This window comes from Amycolatopsis sp. NPDC004772, assembly GCF_053601215.1.
Genome location: NZ_JBSGBK010000063.1, coordinates 24,536 through 46,336, shown reverse-complemented (window position 1 = coordinate 46,336; position 21,801 = coordinate 24,536). Strand labels below are relative to the sequence as shown.

At 72.5% G+C, this 21,801-nt stretch carries 21 protein-coding genes and 1 pseudogene; 13 read left to right on the top strand and 9 right to left on the bottom strand.

The window, feature by feature from the left end:
* The first annotated feature begins 147 nt into the window (after positions 1-147).
* Positions 148-1,266 carry a helix-turn-helix domain-containing protein gene (locus ACWEF6_RS30255; RefSeq protein ID WP_449686049.1) on the top strand — a complete coding sequence of 373 codons (1,119 nt, stop codon included), beginning with the start codon at positions 148-150 and terminating at the stop codon, positions 1,264-1,266.
* A 10-nt stretch (positions 1,267-1,276) separates the two neighbouring features.
* The gene (locus tag ACWEF6_RS30250) at positions 1,277-1,726 is read left to right on the top strand and encodes an HIT family protein (RefSeq protein WP_449686048.1); all 450 of its coding nucleotides are present in this window, start codon (positions 1,277-1,279) and stop codon (positions 1,724-1,726) included.
* Here the strand turns inward: ACWEF6_RS30250 and ACWEF6_RS30245 are convergent.
* Positions 1,723-1,932: a DUF2945 domain-containing protein gene (locus tag ACWEF6_RS30245; RefSeq protein ID WP_449686047.1), complete on the bottom strand. Its 210-nt coding sequence runs from the start codon at positions 1,930-1,932 to the stop codon at positions 1,723-1,725. The two genes, ACWEF6_RS30250 and ACWEF6_RS30245, sit on opposite strands and share 4 nt — an antisense overlap.
* A gap of 65 nt (positions 1,933-1,997) precedes the next feature.
* On the opposite strand from ACWEF6_RS30245, the pseudogene ACWEF6_RS30240 reads away from it, so the two are divergent.
* Together ACWEF6_RS30240 and ACWEF6_RS30235 are read left to right on the top strand one after the other, a co-directional pair.
* Positions 1,998-2,378 (top strand): annotated as a pseudogene (locus ACWEF6_RS30240) (class I SAM-dependent methyltransferase); the annotation flags it as partial.
* A gap of 381 nt (positions 2,379-2,759) precedes the next feature.
* Positions 2,760-3,080, top strand: coding sequence for a DUF3140 domain-containing protein (locus ACWEF6_RS30235; RefSeq protein ID WP_449686057.1), 321 nt, complete (start codon positions 2,760-2,762; stop codon positions 3,078-3,080).
* On the opposite strand, the gene ACWEF6_RS30230 is transcribed toward ACWEF6_RS30235, so the two are convergent.
* The 4 genes from ACWEF6_RS30230 to ACWEF6_RS30215 are packed head-to-tail and all read right to left on the bottom strand — an operon-like array spanning position 3,049 to position 9,509.
* Complete coding sequence (locus tag ACWEF6_RS30230) at positions 3,049-4,272, bottom strand: FAD-dependent monooxygenase (RefSeq protein WP_449686046.1); 1,224 nt, start codon at positions 4,270-4,272, stop codon at positions 3,049-3,051. The genes ACWEF6_RS30235 and ACWEF6_RS30230 overlap by 32 nt on opposite strands.
* Before the next feature lie 31 nt (positions 4,273-4,303).
* Positions 4,304-7,294 carry a BTAD domain-containing putative transcriptional regulator gene (locus tag ACWEF6_RS30225; protein ID WP_449686045.1) on the bottom strand — a complete coding sequence of 997 codons (2,991 nt, stop codon included), beginning with the start codon at positions 7,292-7,294 and terminating at the stop codon, positions 4,304-4,306.
* A gap of 26 nt (positions 7,295-7,320) precedes the next feature.
* Positions 7,321-8,385 (bottom strand): winged helix DNA-binding domain-containing protein, encoded by a 1,065-nt coding sequence (locus ACWEF6_RS30220; RefSeq protein WP_449686044.1) that lies wholly within the window; start codon positions 8,383-8,385, stop codon positions 7,321-7,323.
* Entirely contained in the window at positions 8,382-9,509 is a 1,128-nt protein-coding gene (locus tag ACWEF6_RS30215; RefSeq protein ID WP_449686043.1) for an epoxide hydrolase family protein, read from the bottom strand. The genes ACWEF6_RS30220 and ACWEF6_RS30215 overlap by 4 nt, the downstream gene beginning before the upstream one ends.
* A gap of 62 nt (positions 9,510-9,571) precedes the next feature.
* On the opposite strand from ACWEF6_RS30215, the gene ACWEF6_RS30210 reads away from it, so the two are divergent.
* Entirely contained in the window at positions 9,572-10,540 is a 969-nt protein-coding gene (locus tag ACWEF6_RS30210) for a helix-turn-helix transcriptional regulator (RefSeq protein ID WP_449686042.1), read from the top strand.
* On the opposite strand, the gene ACWEF6_RS30205 is transcribed toward ACWEF6_RS30210, so the two are convergent.
* A complete protein-coding gene (locus ACWEF6_RS30205; RefSeq protein WP_449686041.1) occupies positions 10,509-10,988 on the bottom strand; it encodes an SRPBCC family protein in 480 nt (159 codons plus the stop codon). The two genes, ACWEF6_RS30210 and ACWEF6_RS30205, sit on opposite strands and share 32 nt — an antisense overlap.
* 1 nt (position 10,989) lies before the next feature.
* Positions 10,990-11,325, bottom strand: coding sequence for an ArsR/SmtB family transcription factor (locus ACWEF6_RS30200; protein WP_310975725.1), 336 nt, complete (start codon positions 11,323-11,325; stop codon positions 10,990-10,992).
* 89 nt (positions 11,326-11,414) lie between these two features.
* Between ACWEF6_RS30200 and ACWEF6_RS30195 the strand changes: the two genes are divergently transcribed.
* The 7 genes from ACWEF6_RS30195 to ACWEF6_RS30165 all read left to right on the top strand — a co-directional run bounded on the left by ACWEF6_RS30195 (position 11,415) and on the right by ACWEF6_RS30165 (position 18,557).
* Positions 11,415-12,632, top strand: coding sequence for an ROK family protein (locus ACWEF6_RS30195; RefSeq protein ID WP_449686056.1), 1,218 nt, complete (start codon positions 11,415-11,417; stop codon positions 12,630-12,632).
* A gap of 102 nt (positions 12,633-12,734) precedes the next feature.
* Positions 12,735-13,754 carry an ABC transporter substrate-binding protein gene (locus ACWEF6_RS30190; RefSeq protein ID WP_449686040.1) on the top strand — a complete coding sequence of 340 codons (1,020 nt, stop codon included), beginning with the start codon at positions 12,735-12,737 and terminating at the stop codon, positions 13,752-13,754.
* On the top strand, positions 13,751-14,524 hold the full coding sequence (locus ACWEF6_RS30185) for an ABC transporter ATP-binding protein (protein ID WP_449686039.1): 774 nt from the start codon (positions 13,751-13,753) through the stop codon (positions 14,522-14,524). The genes ACWEF6_RS30190 and ACWEF6_RS30185 overlap by 4 nt, the downstream gene beginning before the upstream one ends.
* Positions 14,521-15,363 (top strand): ABC transporter permease, encoded by an 843-nt coding sequence (locus tag ACWEF6_RS30180; RefSeq protein WP_449686038.1) that lies wholly within the window; start codon positions 14,521-14,523, stop codon positions 15,361-15,363. Before ACWEF6_RS30185 ends, ACWEF6_RS30180 begins: the two co-directional genes overlap by 4 nt.
* Positions 15,360-16,673 (top strand): LLM class flavin-dependent oxidoreductase, encoded by a 1,314-nt coding sequence (locus tag ACWEF6_RS30175; RefSeq protein WP_449686037.1) that lies wholly within the window; start codon positions 15,360-15,362, stop codon positions 16,671-16,673. The genes ACWEF6_RS30180 and ACWEF6_RS30175 overlap by 4 nt, the downstream gene beginning before the upstream one ends.
* The gene (locus tag ACWEF6_RS30170) at positions 16,670-17,566 is read left to right on the top strand and encodes a TauD/TfdA dioxygenase family protein (protein WP_449686036.1); all 897 of its coding nucleotides are present in this window, start codon (positions 16,670-16,672) and stop codon (positions 17,564-17,566) included. The genes ACWEF6_RS30175 and ACWEF6_RS30170 overlap by 4 nt, the downstream gene beginning before the upstream one ends.
* 52 nt (positions 17,567-17,618) lie before the next feature.
* Entirely contained in the window at positions 17,619-18,557 is a 939-nt protein-coding gene (locus tag ACWEF6_RS30165; protein ID WP_449686035.1) for an alpha/beta hydrolase, read from the top strand.
* Here the strand turns inward: ACWEF6_RS30165 and ACWEF6_RS30160 are convergent.
* On the bottom strand, positions 18,508-19,695 hold the full coding sequence (locus ACWEF6_RS30160; protein WP_449686034.1) for an amidohydrolase: 1,188 nt from the start codon (positions 19,693-19,695) through the stop codon (positions 18,508-18,510). The genes ACWEF6_RS30165 and ACWEF6_RS30160 overlap by 50 nt on opposite strands.
* 79 nt (positions 19,696-19,774) lie before the next feature.
* On the opposite strand from ACWEF6_RS30160, the gene ACWEF6_RS30155 reads away from it, so the two are divergent.
* A complete protein-coding gene (locus ACWEF6_RS30155) occupies positions 19,775-21,235 on the top strand; it encodes an aminotransferase class I/II-fold pyridoxal phosphate-dependent enzyme (protein ID WP_449686033.1) in 1,461 nt (486 codons plus the stop codon).
* 41 nt (positions 21,236-21,276) lie between these two features.
* Here ACWEF6_RS30155 and ACWEF6_RS30150 read toward each other — a convergent pair whose 3' ends face one another.
* The gene (locus ACWEF6_RS30150) at positions 21,277-21,756 is read right to left on the bottom strand and encodes a hemerythrin domain-containing protein (RefSeq protein WP_310975717.1); all 480 of its coding nucleotides are present in this window, start codon (positions 21,754-21,756) and stop codon (positions 21,277-21,279) included.
* Between the last annotated feature and the right edge of the window lie 45 nt (positions 21,757-21,801).

Sequence of the window (21,801 nt, the reverse complement as noted above, 5' to 3'; positions counted from 1 at the left end):
CAGTGAAGAGGTGCGGTGGATTTGGCGGAGAAACGAGGTTACTGTCCGGTATTGTCACGATAACCGGCCACCGGAGCCGCTCCGGTAGGGCCGCTCGCCCAACATCGCGGACGCGGTGTTGTGGCCCTGCCACAACGGGAGGGTGCCGTGCCGGCCTCGCCGCTGCTCCGGCAGGTGCTCGACGCGATGGCCGCCGATGACGCCGTCGTCGACGAGCTGGTGAAGGCCGCACGGGACCAGTCGCCCGAGGTCGCGCGGCTGCCGGAGGCGGAGAACCGGCGGCACGTCCGGTTCCTGCTCTCGGCCGCGCTGCGCGCCACCACGAACCCCGACAGCGCCGACTACACGACCGCCGAGGCGCTCGGCGCCGATCGGGCCGCCCAGGGTGTCCCGCTCACCGACCTGCTGCGCGGGGTCCAGGCCGGCCGGACGCTCGCGGCGCGGTTCGCCGTCGAACGCGCCCGGGCCGCGGGCCTGCCCGACGACGTCATCCTCGAAACCGTGCTCGACGCCGAGCGCTACACCGGCGCGCTGGAACGGCACATCGTCAAGGGTTACCACGCCGCCGAGCTGCAGCTGTCACGAACCGTGCGGGACGCGCGGACCCAGCTCCTGCGCACCCTGCTCCTCGCCGGGCACCCGCCCACGCCGGAGGAACTGCGGCGGGCGGGGTTACGCCCCGAAGGCCGTTACTCCTGCGTGGTGTCCGATGTCACTGACCCGGCGCGGGCGCGCGCGCTCGAACAGGCGCTGCTGGAGTTCGGCGGGGTGTACGGGCTGGTCGAGGGCCGGCTCACCGGCCTGGCGGCGCGCCCGCCCACTGGGGTCTCGCCGGCCGACGGCGTGGTGCTGGTCGTCGCGCCTCCGGTGGCGCTGCCCGAATTGCCGGAGGTGCACCGCCTCTGCACGGCGGCGGCGCGGATCGCCGGGCCCGGCCACCACGACCTGACCGCGCTGGCGAGCGAAGTCGCCCTGGCGGCGCAGCCGCTGCTGGCGGACCTGCTCACGGGCGGCCTGCTCGGCGCCCTCGACCCCGCGAACGCGTTCCACCGAGAGCTGGCCGCGACGGCGCTGGCCTACCTGGACCACGGCCAGCGCCTGCGGACCACGGCCGACGCGCTGCACCTGCACCCGAACACGGTCCGCTACCGCCTCGACCGGCTGGCCGAGCTCACCCCGGTGGCCCTGGCCGAGAACAGCGGCGGCCGCGTCCTCGACGCCGTGCGGTCGTGGTGGGCCCTGCAGAACTGGCTCGGTGATCGTTAGAGTCACCCGCATGGCTGAACTCCGCCGCATGCCGGCGACCACAGCGTCCGGAGAATGCGTTTTCTGCGCCATCGGCTCGGGTCAGGCCCCGGCCGCGTTCGTGCACGAGGACGACGAGTTCGTCGCGATCGTCGACCTGCGCCCGGTCACGACCGGCCACCTGCTGGTCCTCCCCCGCGCCCACCACGCGGACCTCGCTTCGCTCCCGGCTCCCGCGGGCGCGCGGATGTTCACCATCGCCCAGGAACTGGCGGCGGCGTTGCGGCGCACGGACCTGCCGTGCGAGGCGATCAACCTGTTCCTGGCCGACGGCAAGGCGGCGGGCCAGGAGATCCCCCACGTCCACCTGCACGTGATCCCCCGGTTCGCCGGCGACGGCTTCGTCCTGAGCGCCGACTGGCGAGTGCGGCCGAAGGAGGAGCTGGTGGAGGTCGCGGAGAAGGTCAAGGCGGCGCGTTAGGCCTTGTGCAGCTTGTCCGGGTGGTGGACGGCGGTCTTGCCGGATTTCTCGCTGCGGACGAGGTATTGCGGGTCGTCGGGGGACGCCTTGACGTCCCGCTTGCCGGCGTGGGTGTCCTTGGTGATCTTCTCCTCGACCGTGCCGACGGAGCTCTGGTTGCCGGCGTCCCACTTGACGCGGTCGCCCTTCTTGAATTCCTTGGTCATGGCGGGAGGGGTACCCCGGATTCGCCGGCTCACCACCGACGCCGGCCAACCGATACGGTGATCGTGTGGAGCGACGCCGGCACGCCACGTCGTTCGGCGCGGCGGCGGCCGCCTACGCCGAACACCGCCCGGACTACGCCGAGGCCGCGGTGCGCTGGGCGCTCGACCCGGCACCGGGCCGCCGGGTGCTCGACCTCGGCGCCGGGACCGGCAAGCTGACCGCCACGCTGGTGGCCCTGGGTTTCGCCGTGACCGTGGTCGAGCCCGACCCGGCCATGCTGGCGGAATTGCGCCGCACCCTGCCGGACGTCCGTGCCCGGCCGGGTCACGCCGAGGCGATCCCGCTGCCGGACGCGTCCGTCGACGCGGTGGTGGCCGGCAACGCCCTGCACTGGTTCGACATGGCGGTCGCGGGCCCCGAGATAGCCCGGGTCCTCGTGCCGGGCGGCGTCCTGGCCGGGCTGTGGAACGTCGTGGACGACCGGGTCGGCTGGGTGGCCGGGCTGGCGCGCGCCGGCGGAAGCGCGGTGATCGGCCCGCGGGACACGCCCACCGGCTGGCGCGCCGAAACGGCCGAAGTCCTCCCGCCCCGGTTCGGTGCCCCGGAGCGCGCCGGATTCCCGCACGGACAGCGCCGTACCGCCGGCTCCCTGGTGGCGGCGCTGGCCACCCGGGCGGGTGTCCTGGTCATGCCGCCACCGGAGCGGGAGAACACCCTCGACCGGATCCGGGCCTTCCTCGCGCGGGAACCGGAAACGGCGGACGGCGAGTTCACCCTCCCGATGCTGACCTGCGTGCTGCGCGGCCGCAGCGGGTACCCGTCGGGAATGGACGACGAAGAAACCCGCCGCGAGTTCGGCGACAGCGTCAACATGACCGCCAAGCAGCTCGACGACTGGCTCGGCACCGACGAGTCGAAGGCCGCCGGGCAGCACAACGACGCCGAGTCGATCGGGCACCGGTCCGGCCGCCGGATCGTGGAGATCCTGCGGAAGAAGAAGGACGACCTCACCGGCGACGACCTCGCCCACATGCGCAAGGTCGTCGGCTACGTCCACCGGCACCTGGCCCAGCGCCCCTCGGGCGACGTCAAGGACACCACCTGGCGGCACTCGCTCATGAACTGGGGCCACGATCCGCTGCACTAGCCGCGTAGTCCGGCAGTTCCAAGGCGTTCGCCGCTTCCCGGATCGGGCGGGACATCTGCTCCAGGACGCGGTTGCGGCCCGGCAGGTACGGCATCAGCTTGATCATCCGGGTGTTGAACCACGCGAACGCCCGCGACTGCGGGATGATCCCGCGCAACGCCGTCTTCGCCAGCGCCTGGTTCTTCTCGATGAACGGCCGCATCAAGGCTTCGTAGCGGGGCAGCGCCTCGGAGAAGTCCGAGGCCAGCTCGCCCGCCAGGACGTACGCGCCCGCCAGGGCCAGGCTCGTGCCCTGGCCCGACGCCGGGGACGGGCAGTACCCCGCGTCGCCGAGGAGGGTCACGCAGCCGGTGGACAGGCGGTCCATGACGATCTGGCACACCGGGTCGAAGTAGAAGTCGTCCGCTTCGCGCATGGCCGAGAGCAGCTCCGGGATTTCCCAGCCGAGGCCGGCGAAGCGGTCCGCGACCAGGTCCTTCTGGCCGTCGACGTCCCGGCGGTCGTAGGGCAGCGGCGGTGCGGTGAACCAGAACGCCGCTTTCGCGTCGTCCGCCCGTGCCGTGCTGTAGACGTTGACCATCTTGCCTGGCGCCGCCGAGTGCAGGAGCTCCCAGCGGTCCAGCTCGAACGTGTTGGGCACCGTCGAGATCGAGATGTACGCGTCGAACCGGCGCAGGTAGTCCTCCTCCGGGCCGAACGCCAGCGCGCGGACGCCGGAGTGCAGGCCGTCCGCCCCCACCACCAGGTCGAACCGGCGGGGCTCGCCGTGGGCGAACGTCACCTCGACGCCGTCGGGTCCCTGGTCGAGGCCGGTGATCCAGTCGCCGAAGACGTACTCGGTGTGCGTGCGGGTGGCGTCGTAGAGGATGCGGGCCAGGTCACCGCGCAGGATTTCGGTGTCGTCGCCGTGGCGGAAGCCGAACGTGTCCGCGTCGAGGGTGGCGATCTGCTTGCCGCGCTTGTTCACGAACGCCGCGCCGCGCATGTCGGTGCTCGCCGCGTGGACCTGTTCCAGCAGGCCCATCCGGCGGACGACGTCGACCGCGACGCCGCGGATGTCGACCTTGTAGCCGCCTTCGCGCAGGCTCGGGGCGCGCTCGACGACGGTGGTCTGGAAGCCGTGGTGGTGCAGCCACCAGGCGAGGGCGGGGCCGGCGACACTGGCGCCGGAGATCAGGATGTGCTTCGTCATGCCCCGAAGCTTCGGCGGGGCCGCTGACCGCTCACGAACCGAGCGCGAACCGCCGCTGACCGGCCTCCTCGACGGCCTGCTCGGGCGGCATTTCCCGGCCTCGGTCGAACGCCTCGGCGTAGGCCGGGGCGCCGATGCGGGCCCGGACGCGGTCGGCCACGCCGGCGACGTCGGCGTCCCTGGTAACGGGCGCGCCGCGCAGCCCGACCGCCACGCCGAGCAGGAACGCGGCCCGCTCGTCCTCCTCCCGCCCGGCGAGCACCCCGGCCAGCCCTTCGATCGCCTGGGCCGCGCCGGGCAGGTTCGCGTGTTCCAGGGCCGTGGCCAGCGCTTCCTGGTGCAGCTCGGTCGCCTCGTCCAGGCGGCCCTCGGCGGCCGCCGTCCAGCCGAAGCCGGTGTGGACGCGGATGCGGGTCTCGCCGCCGGTCACCGGGTCGGCGGCCAGGGCGAGCGCCGCGGAGTACCAGCGCCGGGCCGTCCCGAGGTCACCCGCACGGCGCGCGATCTCCCCGAGGCCGCCGCGAGCCCGGGCGAGCGTCACCGGTGTGCCCGCGGCGCGCGCCTGCTCGGCGGCGGTTTCGTAGTCGGCCTTCGCGGCTTCGGCGTCGCCCTGCCGCAGGACGCCGTCGGCACGGCGGCAGAGCAGGTCGGCCGCGTCTTCGGCCGCGCCGAGCTCGCCGGCCAGCCGGACGGACTCGTCCATCAGCTCCCGGAACCGCTCGTGGTCGCCGCGCCAGTCCGCGAACTCCGCGAGCTTCTCCAGCGCGCTGGCCTCGCCCCAGCGGTCGCCCAAGGTGCGGAAGGCGGCCAGGGACGCCGAAAAGTGCGCCTCGGCTTCGGCGATCCGGCCGCGGTACTGGGCGCCGAGGCCGTCGCCGATCCCCGCGAACGCCCGGGACCACGCGTCCGGGCCGATCAGCGCGGCCAGCCGTTCGCCGTCTTCGGCCTTGGTGCGCGGGGAAAACGCCCACAGCAGGAACAGGTACGGGTATCGCAGCGGCCCGTCGAGCTGCCGCAGGATCGGCTCGATCGCGACGCCGGTGTCCGACGCCTGGATCACGCAGAGGACGTATTCCTCGGCCAGCCCCGGCGGCGGTTCGGGACCGACCGCGGCCAGGACGGTGTCCGCGATCGGCGGCACCTCGCTGCGCAGGCCGCGCAGCCACCAGTACCAGGAGAGCGCGGCGATGAGCCTCAACGCGGTGTCCGGGTCTTCGGCGGCGCTCCAGCGGAGGGCCGCGTGGAGGTCGGCGTGTTCGGCGGTCAGGTCGGCCAGGGCGGTCAGCTGGTCCGCGCCGCGCAGCTTCGGCTCGTGGGCGCGGGCGAAGTCCAGGAAGTACTGCGCGTGCGCCGCCCTCCGGTCTTCGCCCTGCTCGGCGCAGAACGCGCGGATCGTCTCCAGCATCCGGTACCGGCGGCCGTCGAACTCGACGAGGGACTTCTCGACCAGACCGGTGAGCACGAAGTCGGGGACATCGCAGACGCGCTCGACAGCGGCCGGTCGGGCGCCACCGGCGAACACCGCGAACCGGCCCGCCAGCAGTTGTTCGTCGGCGTCCAGCAGGTCCCAGCTCCACTCGACGACGCCGCGGAGAGTCCGGTGCCGCGGCTCGGCCGTCCGGTCGCCGCGTGAGAGGAGCCGGAACCGGTCGCCGAGCCGGGCGGCGACGTCTTCCACCGGCAGCGACCGCAGCCGGGCGGCGGCGAGCTCGATGGCCAGCGGGAGACCGTCGAGGGCGGCACAGATCCGGGCGACCGCACCCGGCTCCGGGACTTCGCCCGGCGCCACGGCCGCGGCCCGCTCGGTGAACAGCCGCGCCGCGGCGTCGGCGGGCAGGGCGCCGACCGGCACCAGCGTCTCGCCGGTCAAGCCCAGTGCTTCGCGACTGGTGGCCAGCACGCGCAGGCCGGCGCACTCGCCCAGCAGGCGCCGCGCCAGCCGCGCGGCCTCGGCGACGACGTGTTCGCAGTTGTCCAGCACCAGCAGCACCGGCCGGTCGGCGAGCCCGGCGGCCAGGCGGTCGGCCGGGTCGGCAGCCGCGCCCGGCGTCAGCACGCCCTGTTCCCGCAGGCCGAGTGCGGCGAGGACCGCGCGCGGGACGTCGGTGGTCGTCGCGAGCTCGACGAAGCACACCTCGCCGTCCGCCCGGGCCGCGGCTTCGGCGGCGAGCCGGGTCTTGCCCGCGCCGCCCGGTCCGATGAGCGTGACGAGCCGGGCGTCGCGCAGGGCGGCGGTGAGCCGGTCGAGCTCGGCGCGGCCGACGAACCCGGTGAGCGGCACCGGAACGCGGCGGGCCGGAGCCGCTTGGAGCACCGCGATGTGCGCGTCGGCGAGCTCCGGCGACGGGTCGGCGCCGAGTTCGTCGGCGAGGCGTTCCCGCATCTTGGCGAACACGGCGAGGGCTTCGGCGGACCGGCCGCCACCGTGGAGGGCCCGCATGAGCTGGGCGGTGAGCCGTTCACGCAGGGGGTGTTCGCGGGTGAGCTCCCGCAGTTCGGCGACGAGCCGCTCGTGGTGACCGAGCGCGAGCCCGGCTTCCACGCGGTCTTCGGTCGCGGCCAGCCGTAGTTCCGCCAGCCGGGCCGCGCGCGGCGGGTCGGCGAGCCCGTCGAGCGCGGGGCCCCGCCAGAGCGCGAGAGCTTCGGTGAACAGCTCGAGGTTCCCGGCCGGATCGGGCGTCTCCCGCGCTTGCGCGGTGAGCCGTTCGAAGCGGTGGACGTCGACGTCCTGGGGGTCGATGGCCAAGCGGTACCCGGCGGGGGTGAACTCGACGAGGCCGTCGGGCGCGCCGCCGTCCTTCAGGCGCCGGCGCAGCCGCGAGACCTGCGACTGGAGGGCTTCGGCGGCGCCCTCGGGCGGGTGTTCGCCGTGCAGGCCGTCGATGAGCCGTTCGGCGCTCACGACCCGCCCGGCATCGAGGGCGAGCAGGGCCAGCAGTCCCCGCAGCTGCGGACCGCCGAGGGCGACCGGGGTCCCGTCGGGACGGTGGGCTTCGACCGGCCCGAGGATCGCGAACTGCACCGGGCAATTCTGGCGCACCACCTCGCTCAAGTTCCGGTGATTCGCACAGATCGCGCCCCCGCGTCGAGGAACTCCAGCAGCCGCCCGGCCTCCGTTTCGATCTCCGCCCGCTCCCCCGCCGTCAGCCGGTCGTGGGCGGTGACCTCCAGGGCGTCGGCGTGCAGCCGCCAGTCCGCGCGGTAGAAGCCGTCCACCAGCAGTGTTCCCCGGGAAGCGCCATTGCCCGGCGGCAGCGGGACACGCCGGCCGGGCGGGAGGACCCGCGCCCGGCCGGCGTGCGCCAGCAGGACGTTGTCGTACTCCGGCAGGAACCGCGCCGGCGCCGGTGCCGAAGGGTCCGGGAGCACGCCGTCTTCCCCGTCGTAGAGCACTTCGCCGGAGTCCGCGTGGAACGTCCGCAGGCCCATCGGCTCGACGATCTCGCGCAGCTTCGTCAACCCCGACCACGCCTGGACGTCGGCCACCGATGCCGGGCCGAACGCCCGCAGGTACCGCCGCACCACGTCCTCGATGGAGGGACGGCAGTCCAGCGGACCGCCGAGCCAGCTTTCCAGGGTGGTCAGCGTGGCCGGGCCGGTCGAACCCCAGACGCCGCGGGGCGTCACCTGCACGGTCGGCACCAGGGAGCCGACCGCGTACGAGAGCGCCTCGGCGTCGTGCGCCGGCCACCGCGCGGCCAGCGCGTCCTGCAGCTGCCGCCGGGTCCGGGGCCGCTCTTCGAGCAGCTCACGGCCGAAGCGGGACACCGCGCCGAGATCGGCGTCGCCGACGCGGCGGCCGAAGTGGCCGGTGTAACCGTTCGCCACCACCCGCTGCACCAGCGGCCGCAGCACGCGCGCGTCCTCGGCGAGGACCAGGTGGACGGTCCCCCGCATCAGCGGCCCGCGCACGGCCTGGCGGCCGGTGATCAGGGAGGCCAGCTCGCCGGGCCGGAACCCGGAAATCCGGGTCCACAGCCCGACGTACGGTGCGAGCGGGGCCTGCGCCTGCATCCCGACCAGGTGCCCGACCATCGTCGCGGCCGGCAACGACGTCCGTTCCAGGAGATGCTGCCGCGCGAGCAGCGCCCGGTTGAGCGCGCGGACGTTCACGGTCGCAGCCCGCGGAAGAACGCGCGGATGTCGGCCACGAGCAGCTCGGGCTCCTCCAGCGCCGCGAAGTGGCCGCCCTCGGCGAAGTCGGACCAGTGCGCGATCTTCTCCTCGGGGTCCATGATCCGCCGGACCACCGGGGAAGAGTCGAACACCGCCCAGCCCGCGGGGACGTCCGAGGGCGCCAGCCAGCCGTGGGCGGAGTGGGCGGCCTCGTAGAGGAACCGGGCCGCGCTCGCGCCGCTGCGGGTGAACCAGTACAGGCTGATGTTCGTCAGCAGCCGGTCGCGGTCGACGCCGTCCGGGCCGGTCCACGCCTCGAACTTCTCCGCGATCCAGGCCAGCTGCCCGACCGGGGAGTCGGTGAGCGCGGCCGCGATCGTCTCGGGCTTGTGGGACTGGAGGTCGAGGTACCCGCGGCCGGACTGCCAGTCCGCGCGGGCGGCGTCCAATTCGGACTGTTCGGCCTCCGACAAGCCCTCCGGCATCGGCAACTGCTCTCCCGCCAGCGCAATCGTGCCGCGGTCGCTGTTGACGTGCGTGCCGATGACGCGATCCGGGTACACCGCGGCGAGCCGGCCGGTGACCCCCGCGCCGAGGTCGCCGCCCTGCGCGGCGAACCGGTCGTAGCCGAGGCGGGTCATCAGCTCGGCGAACGCGTCGGTCGTGCGGGCCAGCTCCCAGCCGGGGCCGCTCAACGGCGTCGAGAACCCGAACCCGGGCACCGACGGGACGACGACGTGGAACGCGTCCGGGCCCGGCTCGGTCAGCGGGCCGATGACGTCGAGGAACTCGGCGACCGAGCCCGGGTAGCCGTGGGTGAGCAGCAGCGGTACGGCGTCGGCCCGGGTCGAGCGGACGTGCAGGAAGTGGATGGTCTGGCCGTCGATCTCGGTCGTGAACTGCGGAAACGCGTTGAGCGCCGCTTCCTGGGCCCGCCAGTCGTAGCCGTCGCGCCAGTACTCGGCGAGCTCCCGGACGACGCTCGTCGGGATGCCGCGGGACCAGTCGGGCTCGTCGCCGGGCACCGCGTCGGCGAACCGGGCGGAGGCGAGGCGCCGGTGGAGGTCGTCCAGCTCGGCCTGCGGGACGTCGATGCGGAAGGGGCGGATTTCGTTCGTCATGAGCAGCACGTTATGAACCATTGCGGAAGACTTCCTTCCGCTATCCGTGCGATCCTCGAAAAATGTTGCAGACCTCCGCTCGCCTCCTGCGCCTGCTGTCGCTGCTCGAAACGCGGCGCGACTGGACCGGCGCCGACCTGGCCGACCGGCTCGGCGTCTCCGCGCGCACCGTCCGCACCGACATCGGCAAACTGCGGGAGCTCGGCTATCCGGTCGAGGCCGCCCCGGGCGTCCAGGGCGGCTACCGTCTCGGCGCGGGCGCCCAGCTCCCGCCGCTGCTGCTCGACGACGACGAGGCGGTGGCCGTCGCGGTCGGGCTGCGGACGGCGGCCGGGGTCGCCGGCATCGGCGAGACGTCGGTGCGCGCGCTGGCCAAGCTGGAGCAGGTGCTGCCGTCGCGGCTGCGCCACCGGGTGCGGGCTCTGCAGACCGCGACGGTCGCGGTGCCCGGCGGCGGCCCGTCCGTCGACGCGGACGTCCTGACCGCGATCGCGGCGGCGATCCGGGCGAACGAGCGGCTGCGCTTCGACTACACGAGCCACGAGCGCACGCCGAGCCGCCGCGACGTCGAGCCGCACCGCCTGGTCAGCTGGGGGCGCCGCTGGTACCTGGTCGCCTGGGACACCGCCCGCGACGACTGGCGCACCTTCCGCGTCGACCGGATGACGCCGAAGGTGCCGAACGGCCCGCGCTTCGCCCCGCGCGAGCCCCCGGAGGGCGATGTCGCCCAGTTCGTCCAGCGCAGCGCGGGCGCGGCGACCTGGCGGTTCCACGCCCGGGTGCGGCTGCACGCCTCGGTGGAGTACGTCCGGTCCCGGCTGCCGATCGCGGTCGACGTGACGGCCGAGGGGCCGGACCGCTGCGTGGCCGAGGTCGGGTCCGACCACGCGCAGATGCTCGGGCTCTACCTGGGCCTGCTCGACGTCGACTTCGAGGTGCTCGACGCACCGGAGCTGGCCGAGGCGCTGGCGAAGACGGGCGAGCGGTTCCTGCGCGCGGCTAACGCAGGGAGTCCGCCAGCTCCTGGATGAGCTCCATCTGACCCCGCGCGCCGACCTCCATGCCGGACTGCAGGATGGTGTCCCGCAGTTCCTTGCTGCCGGTCTCGGTCAGCAGCTCCAGGCGCGTGCGGTCGCCGTCGAGCGCGGTGAAGGTGACGGTGTTCAGCGGGCCGTCCACGTCATCGAGGTCGACCCCGGGCATCTCGAACACCTCGGTGTAGACGATCCGCTCCCCGGGCACGATCTCGCGGTACTCGCCGTGGAAGCCGACCTCGGTGCCGTCGTCCGTTTTCAGCACGTACCGCCACCGGCCGCCGGGCCGCAGGTCCAGCTCGACCTCCGTGGTCGTGCCGCGATGGCCGCTCCACCACCGGCTCACCAGCTCCGGAGTCGTCCACACGCGGTAGACGAGGTGCTTGGGCGCGTCGAACTCGCGCGTGAGGAGGATCCGGTCGTCGGCGGGGGTGGTGATCTCCACGTCACTGCTCCTGTTCCTTGAGTTCCTCGAGGACGTCGTCCATCAGGTCGAACCGCGCCGCCCACGTCCGTTCGTAGCGCTTGACCCAGTCGTGGATGGGCTTGAGCGCGGCGCCGTTGAGCCGGTAGAGCCGCTGCCGCCCGTCGCCGCGCACGTCCACTGCGCCGACTTCGCGCAGGACTCGCAGGTGCTTCGACACCTGGGGCTGCGCGAGGCCGAGCAGGTCGACGAGGTCGCCGACCGACCGCTCACCGTCCATGAGGACGTCGAGGATCTGCCGCCGCCGGGGTTCGGCCACGGCGTTGAAGGTGTCGGCCGTCGTCGCTGCTCGTGCCACGCCGCTCATCATATTCCCATATGGGTATGCGTCAAGCCCGCATCCTGGGCACGCTGGGCCCGCGCCGCTCCATCTGCGACGATCGGCCGATGACCAGCCGGGCGGAGAGTCCACAGAGGACGGATGCGCGCGGCGCCCGGCGCAGCGCCAGCGCGAGCGCCGTGCTGCGGGCCGTCCTCGACGACGGACCGATCGCGCGCAGCACCATCGCGCGCAGCACCGGGTTGTCCGCCGCCGCCGTCACCGGGCACACCGCCGAGCTTTTCCAGCGCGGGCTGCTGCGCGAACTCCCGGAAGCCGAGTCCCGCAAAAGCGTCGGGCGGCCGCACGTACCGGTCGACCTCGACACCGGGCGGCACGTCGCCGGGGCCTTGCACCTGGCCGTGCACCACGCCACCGTCGCGCTGCTCGACCTGCGTGGGAATGTCCTGGTACAGCACGAAGAACCGCACGACGGCCTGGCCGCGGAAGACCTGCTCGCCCGCGCTGCCGAGATCTTCGACGACCTCCTGCTCGGGCACGCCCCGGACCGCGAGCCACTCGGCCTGGGCGTCGCCACCGGCGGCTGGGTCGACCGGGAATCCGGCACCGTGGTCGAGCACCCGCTGCTGGGCTGGCGGAACGTCCCGGTCCGCGACCTCCTGACCGGCAGCACCGGGCTGGCCGTCGAGGTCGACGGGCACGCGCGCGCCCTGGTGCACGCCGAACGGCTCTTCGGGCACCCACGAGCCCGCGACAGCGTCGTGCAGCTGTTCACCGGCAACGTCGTCGACGCCGCCTTCGCCACCGGGGCGACCGTGCACCACGGGCCGCGCTCGGCCGCCGGAGCCGTCGCGCACCTTCGGGTCGACGACAGCACCGAGCCGTGCCGGTGCGGGCGCACCGGCTGTCTCGAAGCCGCCGTTTCCGAAGCGACCCTCGCCCGCAAAGCCGCGGAAAACGGATTGCTCGCACGCCCGGGCTTTCCGGAATTGCTCGCGCTCGCCGCGGACGGCAATTCCGCGGCGGTGCGGATGTTCCAGGAACGCGCGCGGCTCATCGGCCAGGCGGCGGCCCTTCTGCTCAACGTGCTGAATCCGGCCGTGCTCGTGGTGGTCGACCGCAGTGTAGCCCACGTCCCGGACTGCCTTCCCATCATCCGGGAGGAGGTCGGAATGCGGTCCCGCTGCCCCGATCCGGCGGAAACCGTTGTGGGCACGAGCTTCCCGGGCACCGAGCTGGCCACCGCCGGCGGGGCGGTGCTCCTGGACGTCCTCTACGACGACCCGCTCGGCCCACTTCCGACGCGGTGGTCCCGCGCTTCGTGAAGCGCACGAGTTATTTCACGAACTCGCAAAATTGACCGTCCGGCCGGGAGCCGCTGACAATTGCTCCTATCCCCACCGACTCCCGGAACGGACGAAACCACCGTGAAGAAAACCCTGCCCCTGTTCGCCGCCGCCGTGATGCTGCTGGCCGGCTGCGCTTCGGCGACGGCCACCGGTGCGCCCGGGCAACCGGAGAAGCTGGAGCTGCGCTACCAAGGCAGCGCGAACGCCGTCACCCTGCCCGAACTCGCCGAAGACCTGGGCTACTTCGGCCCGGTCAGGCTGAAGTGGGTCGGCAACACGATCAGCGGCCCGCAGGACATCCAGTCCGCGGCCACCGACCAGACCGACTTCGGCGGTGCCTTCACCGGCGCGGTCGTCAAGCTCGTCGAAGCCGGGGCGCCGGTCAAGGCGGTCGTCAACTACTACGGCTCCGACGACAAGGCCTTCATCGGCTTCTACACCAAAGAGGACAGCCCGATCCGGTCCGCCCGCGACCTGATCGGCAAGAAGGTCGGCGTCAACACCGCCGGCGCGAACCTCGAGGCCGCGCTCGACACCTGGCTCAAGGGGCAGGGCCTCTCCGACGAGGAGATCAAGCAGGTCCAGCTCGTCGTCATCCCGCCGGTGAACGCCGAACAGGCGCTGCGCAACGGCCAGCTCGACGTCGCCGCGCTCCAGGGGATCCTGCAAGACCACGCCCTCGCGGCCGGCGGCGTCCGCCCGCTGTTCACCGACGTCGGCGCGTTCGGGCCCTACAACGGCGGCCCGTACGTGCTGCGCACCGACTTCATCAAGAAGTACCCGGAGACCGCGAAGATCTTCGTCTCCGCTGTGGCGAAGGCGATCGAGTGGGAACGCACCACCCCGCGCGGCGAGGTCATCGCCCGCTTCACGAAGATCATCAAAGCCCGCGGCCGCAACGAAAGCACCGACACGCTGAAGTACTGGAAGAGCGTCGGCATCACCCGCGCCGGCCTCATCTCCGATGCGGACTACACCCGCTGGGAGCCGTGGCTCAAGCAGGAGGGCTACCTCAAGCACGACCGGATCGACACCTCGAAGCTCTACACCAACGAGTTCAACCCCTACCGCGACGGCGCCCCGGCGGTGACCAAGTGATCAGCATCCGCTCGGTGACCAAGACGTTCGGCGCCCTGACCGCCCTCGACGACGTCTCCCTCGACATCGCCGACGGCACGTTCCTCTCGCTCGTCGGCCCCAGCGGCTCGGGCAAGTCGACGCTGCTCGACCTGCTGGGCGGGCTCGCCACCCCGACGTCCGGCGAAGTGCTGATCGACGGCGAGCCGGTGCGCGGCCCGGGGCTCGACCGCGGGGTCGTCTTCCAGCAATACGCGCTGTTCCCGTGGCGCACCGCCCGCGCCAACGTCGAATTCGGTCTCGAAGGCGGGCCGCTCGGGAAGCGGCAGCGAGCCGAGCGGGCCCGCGAATACCTCGCCCTGGTCGGTCTGTCCGGCTTCGAGGACCGCTACCCGCACGAACTGTCCGGCGGGATGAAGCAGCGGGTCGCGATCGCCCGCAGCCTCGCCTACGACCCGGCCGTGCTGCTGATGGACGAGCCGTTCGCCGCGCTCGACGCCCAGACCCGCGAGCAGCTGCAGGAGGAACTGCTGCGGATCTGGCGCCGCACCGGCAAGACGATCGTGTTCATCACCCACGGCATCGACGAGGCCGTCTACCTGGGGCAACGGGTGGCGGTGCTGACGTCGCGGCCCGGGCGGCTCAAGGCCGTCGTCGACGTCGACCTCGGCGACCGCACCGGGGACGTGCGCTCCGGGCCCGAGTTCGGCCGGCAGCGCCACCGGCTCTGGGAACTGCTGCACGACGAGGTCCGCAAGGCGGCCGAACACGAACGGAGCGCGGCCCGATGACCACCACCCTCGAAGCACCCGCTGTCCACACCAGACCCGCGGAGCCGCCGCCGGAGCCGCGCCGGTTCCGGAGAAAGGTCACCCGGGCGGCGCACGCCTCCGCCGCGGTCGTACTGTTCGTGCTGCTCTGGGAGCTGGTCCCCCGGTTCGTCCTCGACGAGAGCACGCGGACGTTCCTGCCGCCGCTGTCGGAGGACCTGCAGGCGCTGTGGGACCTCGCCCTCGACGGCGAACTGGCCGACCACCTGCTGGCCAGCGTCGGGCGGTCCGCCGCCGGGTTCGCCGTGGCCGTCGCGGTCGCGGTGCCGCTGGGCCTGCTGATCGGCTGGTACCGGCCGGTGGCGCGGTTCCTGCAGCCGCTGCTGGAGCTGGCCCGCAACACCGCCGCGCTGGCGTTGCTGCCGGTGTTCACGCTGCTGCTGGGCATCGGCGAGCTGTCGAAGGTCAGCCTGGTGGTCTACGCCTGCGTGTGGCCGGTGCTGCTCAACACGATCGCCGGGGTCAACACGGTCGACCCGCTGCTGGTCAAGGCGGCCCGCTCGCTGGGGCTGTCCAGCCCGCGGCTGTTCCGGAAGGTGATCCTGCCTTCGGCGGTGCCGACGGTGTTCACCGGCATCCGGATGGCGGCGTCCTATTCGATCCTGGTGCTGGTGGCCGCGGAGATGGTCGGCGCCAAGGCCGGGCTCGGCTACCTGATCAACACGAGCCAGGTGAACTTCCAGATCCAGCAGATGTACGCCGGGATCATCGCGGTCTCGGTGCTCGGCGTCGTCGTCAACGCCGGCTTCGTCGGCCTCGAACGGCGGTTTTCCACCTGGCGTCCCAAGGAGAAGCCATGATGCACCTCAACGCGTTCGTGATGCCGAACGGCCACCACGAAGCCGCGTGGCGGCACCCGTCGACCGACCCGCACCGGGCCCGCACGCTGCACCACTACGCCGACATCGCGCGTACCGCCGAGCGCGGCAGGCTCGACTCGATCTTCCTCGCCGACGGCGTCGCGCTGTGGGGCAACGTCAAGCACAACTCGCACAGCCATTTCGAACCGCTGACGCTGCTTTCGGCGCTCGCCGCGTCCACGGTCCACATCGGACTGATCGCGACGGCGTCGACCACCTACAACGAGCCCTACCACCTGGCCCGCAAGTTCGCCTCGCTCGACCACCTCTCCGGCGGCCGCGCGGGCTGGAACATCGTCACCTCGGCCGGGATCGACGAGGCCCGGAACTTCAACCTCGCCAAGCGCCCGTCGCACGCGGCGCGGTACGACCGGGCCGAGGAGTTCGTCGAGGTCGTCAAGAAGCTGTGGGACAGCTGGGACGACGGCGCCGCGGTCGTCGACCGGCCGAGCGGTGTCCACGCCGACACCGACCGCATCCGCGCGATCGAGCACGACGGCCCGCATTTCCAGGTGCAGGGGCCGCTCAACATCGAACGGCCACCCCAGGGATACCCGCTGCTGGTGCAGGCCGGTTCGTCGGAGACCGGCAAGGAGTACGCGGCGAGGCACGCCGAAGCCGTGTTCACCGCGCAGCAGACGTTCGCCGAGGGCAAGGCGTTCTACGACGACGTCAAGGGCCGGCTCGCGAAGTACGGCCGCGCGCCGGACGAAATCAAGATCCTCCCCGGGATCTCGCCGATTCTGGGCCGCACCGAAGCCGAGGCGCGCGAACGCGAAGCCGAGCTGAACGCGCTGATCATCCCGGACTACGGGCTGCGGCAGCTGTCGAAGATGCTCGACCACGACGTCACCGGCTACCCGCTCGACGGGCCGCTGCCCGACGTCGGCAGCTTCACCGAAGGCGGCCAGAGCCGGTTCGACCTGGTCGTCGGCCTGGCCCGGCGCGAAGACCTCACCATCCGGCAGCTGCTGGAACGGCTGGCCGGCGGGCGCGGGCACCGCGTCTTCGCCGGGACGCCGGTCCAGGTCGCCGACGAGCTGGAGGCGTGGTTCCGCGGCGGCGCCGCCGACGGCTTCAACGTCATGCCGCCCACCCTGCCCGGCGGGCTCGACGACTTCGTCGACCTCGTCGTCCCGGAGCTGCAGCGGCGCGGCCTGTTCCGCACCGAGTACTCCGGCACCACCTTGCGCGAGCACTACGGCCTCGCGCGGCCCGTCAACCGCAACCGAGTGAAGGAGCCCGCATGACCACCATCGGCACCGACGTCCGCAAGCTGACCGGGAGGATCGGCGCCGAGATCGTCGGCTTCGACCCCTCCGGCGACCTCGACGCCGCCCAGGTGGCGTTCCTGACCGACGCCCTGCACGAGCACAAGGCGCTGGTGTTCCGGAACGTCCGGCTCGACGACGAGGGCCAGCAGCGGTTCGCCGCGCACTTCGGCGAGCTCACCAAGGCGCACCCGACGGTGCCCGCAGTCGAGGGCGCGCCGACGATCCTGCCCGTCGACAGCGAGCGGGGCCGCGCCAACCACTGGCACACCGACGTCACCTTCGTGCTCAACCCGCCGAAGGCCAGCACGCTGCGCAGCCTGGTGGTGCCGCCCTACGGCGGGGAGACGCTGATCGCGAACGCCGCCGCGGCCTACCGGGACCTGCCGGAGCCGCTGCGGGCGTTCGCCGACACGCTGCGGGCGGTGCACACCAACGACTACGACTACGTCCAGCCGCCGGAGACGGTGGACGAGCAGGAGCGCGAGCGCCGGGCGCAGTTCGTCTCGCGCAAGTACCGGACCGTGCACCCGGTGGTGCGGGTGCACCCGGTGACCGGCGAGCGCGGCCTGTTCATCGGCGGCTTCGCGCAGCGGATCGAAGGGCTCTCGGTGACCGAGTCCCGGGACCTGCTGCGGCTGCTGCAGTCCTACGTGACGCGACCGGAGAACGTCGTGCGCGTGGCGTGGGAGCCGGACCAGCTGGTGCTGTTCGACAACCGGATCACCCAGCACTACGCGATCGACAACTACGACGGCCTGCCGAGGCGGCTCAACCGCGTCACGGTGGCCGGCGACGTCCCGGCCGGCATCGACGGGCGGCCCAGCGAGTCGCTCGAAGGGGACGCGTCGCACTACACCTCCGTCGCCTAGTTAGGTCCCGTCCGTGCCCGGGTAACCGGGTGCGGACGGGAAGGAGTGCCTGGTGGTCAGTGTGCAGGCGAAGGTCAGGATGGCGGTGCTGCGGGCGTCGGGCCAGAAACGGTTCTACGACAACGTTTCGGCGTTGCACCACCGGCTGCCGCGACACCAAACGCCGTCGATGGCCCGGCCGCCGCGCAAGGTCCGGCGGCGGGTCGACCTCGAACAGCACGACGTGCACGGCTTCCCCTGCTACACCTTCCGGCCGCGCACCGGGCAGGCGTGCGACCTGCACGTGCTGCACCTGCACGGCGGCGGGTACGTCGAGCAGGTGGAAAAGCACCACTGGCGCTACGCCGCCGGCCTGGTCGCGCGGCTCGACTGCGCGGTGACGCTGCCGGTCTACCCACTCGTCCCCCACCACGACCACACCGCCACCATCCCGATGGTCCAGGCGGCCTACGACGGGATCGACGCCGAGCGCGTCGTCGTCTCCGGTGACTCCGCGGGCGGCGCACTGGCCCTCGCGATCGCGCAAAACCTGCGCGCGCACGGACGGCCGCAGCCCGAACGGCTCGTCCTGTACTCGCCTTGGCTGGACGTCCTGCTCGAAGACCCGGTCTCGGAACTGCTCGACGAGACCGACCCGATGCTCGGCATCGCCGGGCTGCGCGAAGCCGGCCGGATGTACGCCGAGGGCACCGATCCGCGCGACCCCCTGGTCAGCCCGATCCACGCCGACCCGACCGGGCTCGCGCCGATCACGTTGTTCATCGGCACCCGGGACGTCCTGTTGCCGGACGCCCGCCGCTTCGCCGACCGGGCGCGAGACGCGGGCATCGAGCTCGACTACCGCGAGTACCCCGGGATGTTCCACAACTGGCTCATGCAGGCGATCCCGGAAGGGGTCGAGGCGATGAACCACGTGGAGCGCCTGCTGCGGCGGCGCGCCGTCACCGCCCGTTCCGCGCCAGGTCCCGGAAGCAGTCCCACGCGCGGCTGACCAGCGCCGGGTGCGTCCGCAGGTCGATCACCGTGCGGGCCAGCGCCGCCGCCGAAGCCAGCATCGCCGCCCGGCCGCGCGGACTCGCCGCCGCCTCGGCGAACTCGGGTGTGTGGTCCGACTTCTCCTCCGCCGCAATACCCACGAACGGGTGGATCGCCGGGACCCGGACGCTGACGTCGCCGATGTCCGACGAACCGAGGAAGACCCCCGGCGCCGGCGGGGTCGCGTGGATCCCGCAGGCCGCCAGGTGCTCGGTGAACCGCTCCGACAGCACCGGGTTGTCGCGGAAGTGCGCGTACCCGCGCCCCAGGCGTTCGACGTCGACCTTCGCCCCGGTCGCCAGCGCCGCGCCTTCCGCGCACGTCGTCACGTCCTCGACCAGGCGGTCCAGCGCGTCCGTCGTCAGCGCGCGGAGGCCGAACCGGCCTTCGGCGCGGTCGGGGACGATGTTCGTCGCCTCGCCGCCCTCGGTGATGATGCCCTGGACGTGCGACCCGGCGGGCAGCCGCTGGCGCAGGGCCGAGATCGCGCCGAACGCCTGGATCAGCGCGGCGAGGGCGTCGATGCCGTGCTCCGGGTCGCCGGTCGGGTGCGCCGCCCGGCCGTGGAAGGTCAGCTTGACCTCGACCTGCGCGGTCAGCGGCGCCCACGACCACGAGTGCACGCCGGGGTGGATCATCAGGGCCGCGTCGACGTCGTCGAAGACGCCCGCCTCGGCCATCGCGACCTTGCCGCCGCCGCGTTCCTCGGCCGGGGTGCCCACGGCGAGCACCGAGCCGGGGGTGTCCCCCAGGACGTCCTTGGCGGCCAGCGCGGCCCCCAGGCCGGCCGCGGCGATCAGGTTGTGCCCGCAGGCGTGCCCGAGCCCGGGCAGGGCGTCGTATTCCAGCAGCAGCGCGATGCAGGGCCGCCCTTCCCCGGCGCGGGCGACGAACGCCGTGGGGAGCCCGGCGATCCCGGTTTCCACGGCGAAGCCGTCGGCGGCCAGTTCGCCGGTGAGCCGCTCGGCGGCGGCGTGCTCCTCATAGGACAGTTCCGGCCGCTCGTGCAGCGCGGTGGCGACGGCCCACAGCCGCTCGTCCAGGTGCTCGATGCGCTCGTCGGCCCGCTCGTGCAGCTCCTCGTGCCACTCCATGCCCTCCGGGATACCCCAACCACGCGCGGTCACGCCACCGGGGTGTTTCACGCGGACCGCGTCCGGCTACTCCGGCGCCATGGACCACAGCAAGGCACCGGTGCTCGAGGCGCTGCGCGACTACCACAGCGCCGGCTACGTCCCGTTCAACGCGCCCGGCCACAAGCAGGGCCGCGGCGTGGACCCGCGGGTCCTGGACGTCGTCGGCGCCGAGGTCTTCAAGTCCGACGTCATCGCGCTCAACGGCCTCGACGACCGCCTGATGCGCAAGGGCGTGCTCGCCGAAGCGCAGGAGCTGATGGCCGACGCGGTGGGCGCCGAGCACACCTTCTTCTCGACCTGCGGCAGCTCGCTTTCGGTGAAGAGCGCGATGCTCGCCGTCGCCGGTCCGCACGAAAAGCTGCTGGTGCCGCGGCACGTCCACAAGTCGGTGATCTCCGGGCTGATCGTCAGCGGCGTCCGGCCCGTCTGGGTCCGGCCGCACTGGGACGCCGGGCGACACCTGAGCCACCCGCCGGGCGTGCGGGAGTTCGCGGAGGCCTACGAGCGCGATCCCGAGGTCAAGGGCGCCTTGGTGGTGACCCCGACCGACTACGGCACCTGCGGCGACCTGCGTGCGATCGCCGAATGGTGCCACGACCGCGGGCTGCCGCTGATCGTCGACGAGGCGTGGGGCGCGCACCTGCCGTTCCACGACGGACTCCCGCCGTGGGGCATGAACGTCGGCGCCGACGTGTGCGTCACGAGCGTCCACAAGATGGGCGCGGCGGTCGAGCAGAGCTCGGTCTTCCACCTGCAGGGCGACCGCGTGGACCCGAAGGTGCTGAAGGCGCGCGAGGACCTGCTGGGCACGACGAGCGCGAGTTCGCTGGTCTACGCGGCTCTCGACGGCTGGCGCCGGCAGATGGCCGAGCACGGCAAGGAGCTGCTCGAAGGCGCGTTGACACTCGTGGAGTCGGTCCGCGGCCAGCTGGGCGAGCTGGGCGTCACCGTGCTCTACGACGAACTGCTCGGTCCGGACCTCGCCGACTCGGCCGACCCGCTCAAGATCGTCCTCGACCTCGATCCCCTCGGCATCAGCGGGTACCAGGCCGCCGACTGGCTGCGCGAGCACCGGCGCGTCACGGTCGGCCTGTCCGACCACCGCCGGATCGTCGCCCAGTTCACCCACTCCGACGACGAAGGAACGGCGGGCACGCTGCTCGGCGCCGTCGAAGCGCTGGTGAAGGCCGCGCCGTCGTTCGAGAAGCCGCCGAAGGTGGATCTGCCGTCGCCGCGGGAGATGGAGCTGGAGACGGCGATGCTGCCGCGTGACGCGTTCTTCGGCGAGACCGAGCAGGTGCCCGCGGCGGAGGCGGCCGGCCGGATCGCGGCCGAAATGATCACGCCGTACCCGCCCGGGGCGCCCGGCGTGCTGCCCGGCGAGGTGATCACCCAGCCGATGCTCGACTACTTGCGCAGCGGGCTCGGCGCCGGGATGCAGTTGCCCGACCCGGCCGACTCCGAGCTCGAGTCCATCCGGGTCGTCGCGAAGCGGTGACCGCGAGGGCGCCGCTTCCCGGGAAGCGGCGCCCTCCTCCGTCAGGCCTTGGCGCTCTTGAGTTCCAGGGGGTTCTTGGGGGCGTCGGAGCGGGCGTCGATCATCCGCTGCCCGAGCTCCTGCAGCTGCTTGCGGCCCATCGCCGAGCGGACCTCGGGGAACCACTCGTCCTCTTCTTCTTCGACGTGGTGGCGGACGTTCTCGGTGAGCACGGTGACCTTGGCGTCGAAGGTCTCGTCCTTCGGGTCCATGCCGAGCAGTTCCGACAGCATCCACACCACGACGTGGTGCTCCTCCACGCTTTCCAGCACGTGGTCCTTGGTCTCCGGCACGGCTTCGCGCGCGGCCGGGTAGAAGATCTCCTCCTCGATGTAGGCGTGGACGGTCAGCTCTTCGATGATCGAGTCGGCGATCCGGCGCTTCTCGTCGTACGCCTCCTCCCCCGCCTTCTCGAATTGCTTGAACAGCTTCTCCACGGTCTTGTGATCGTTTTTGAGCAGCACGATGGCGTCGGTCGACATGACCGGTCGAATACCCGCTGCACGCGCGGGAAAACCCGGTTTGCC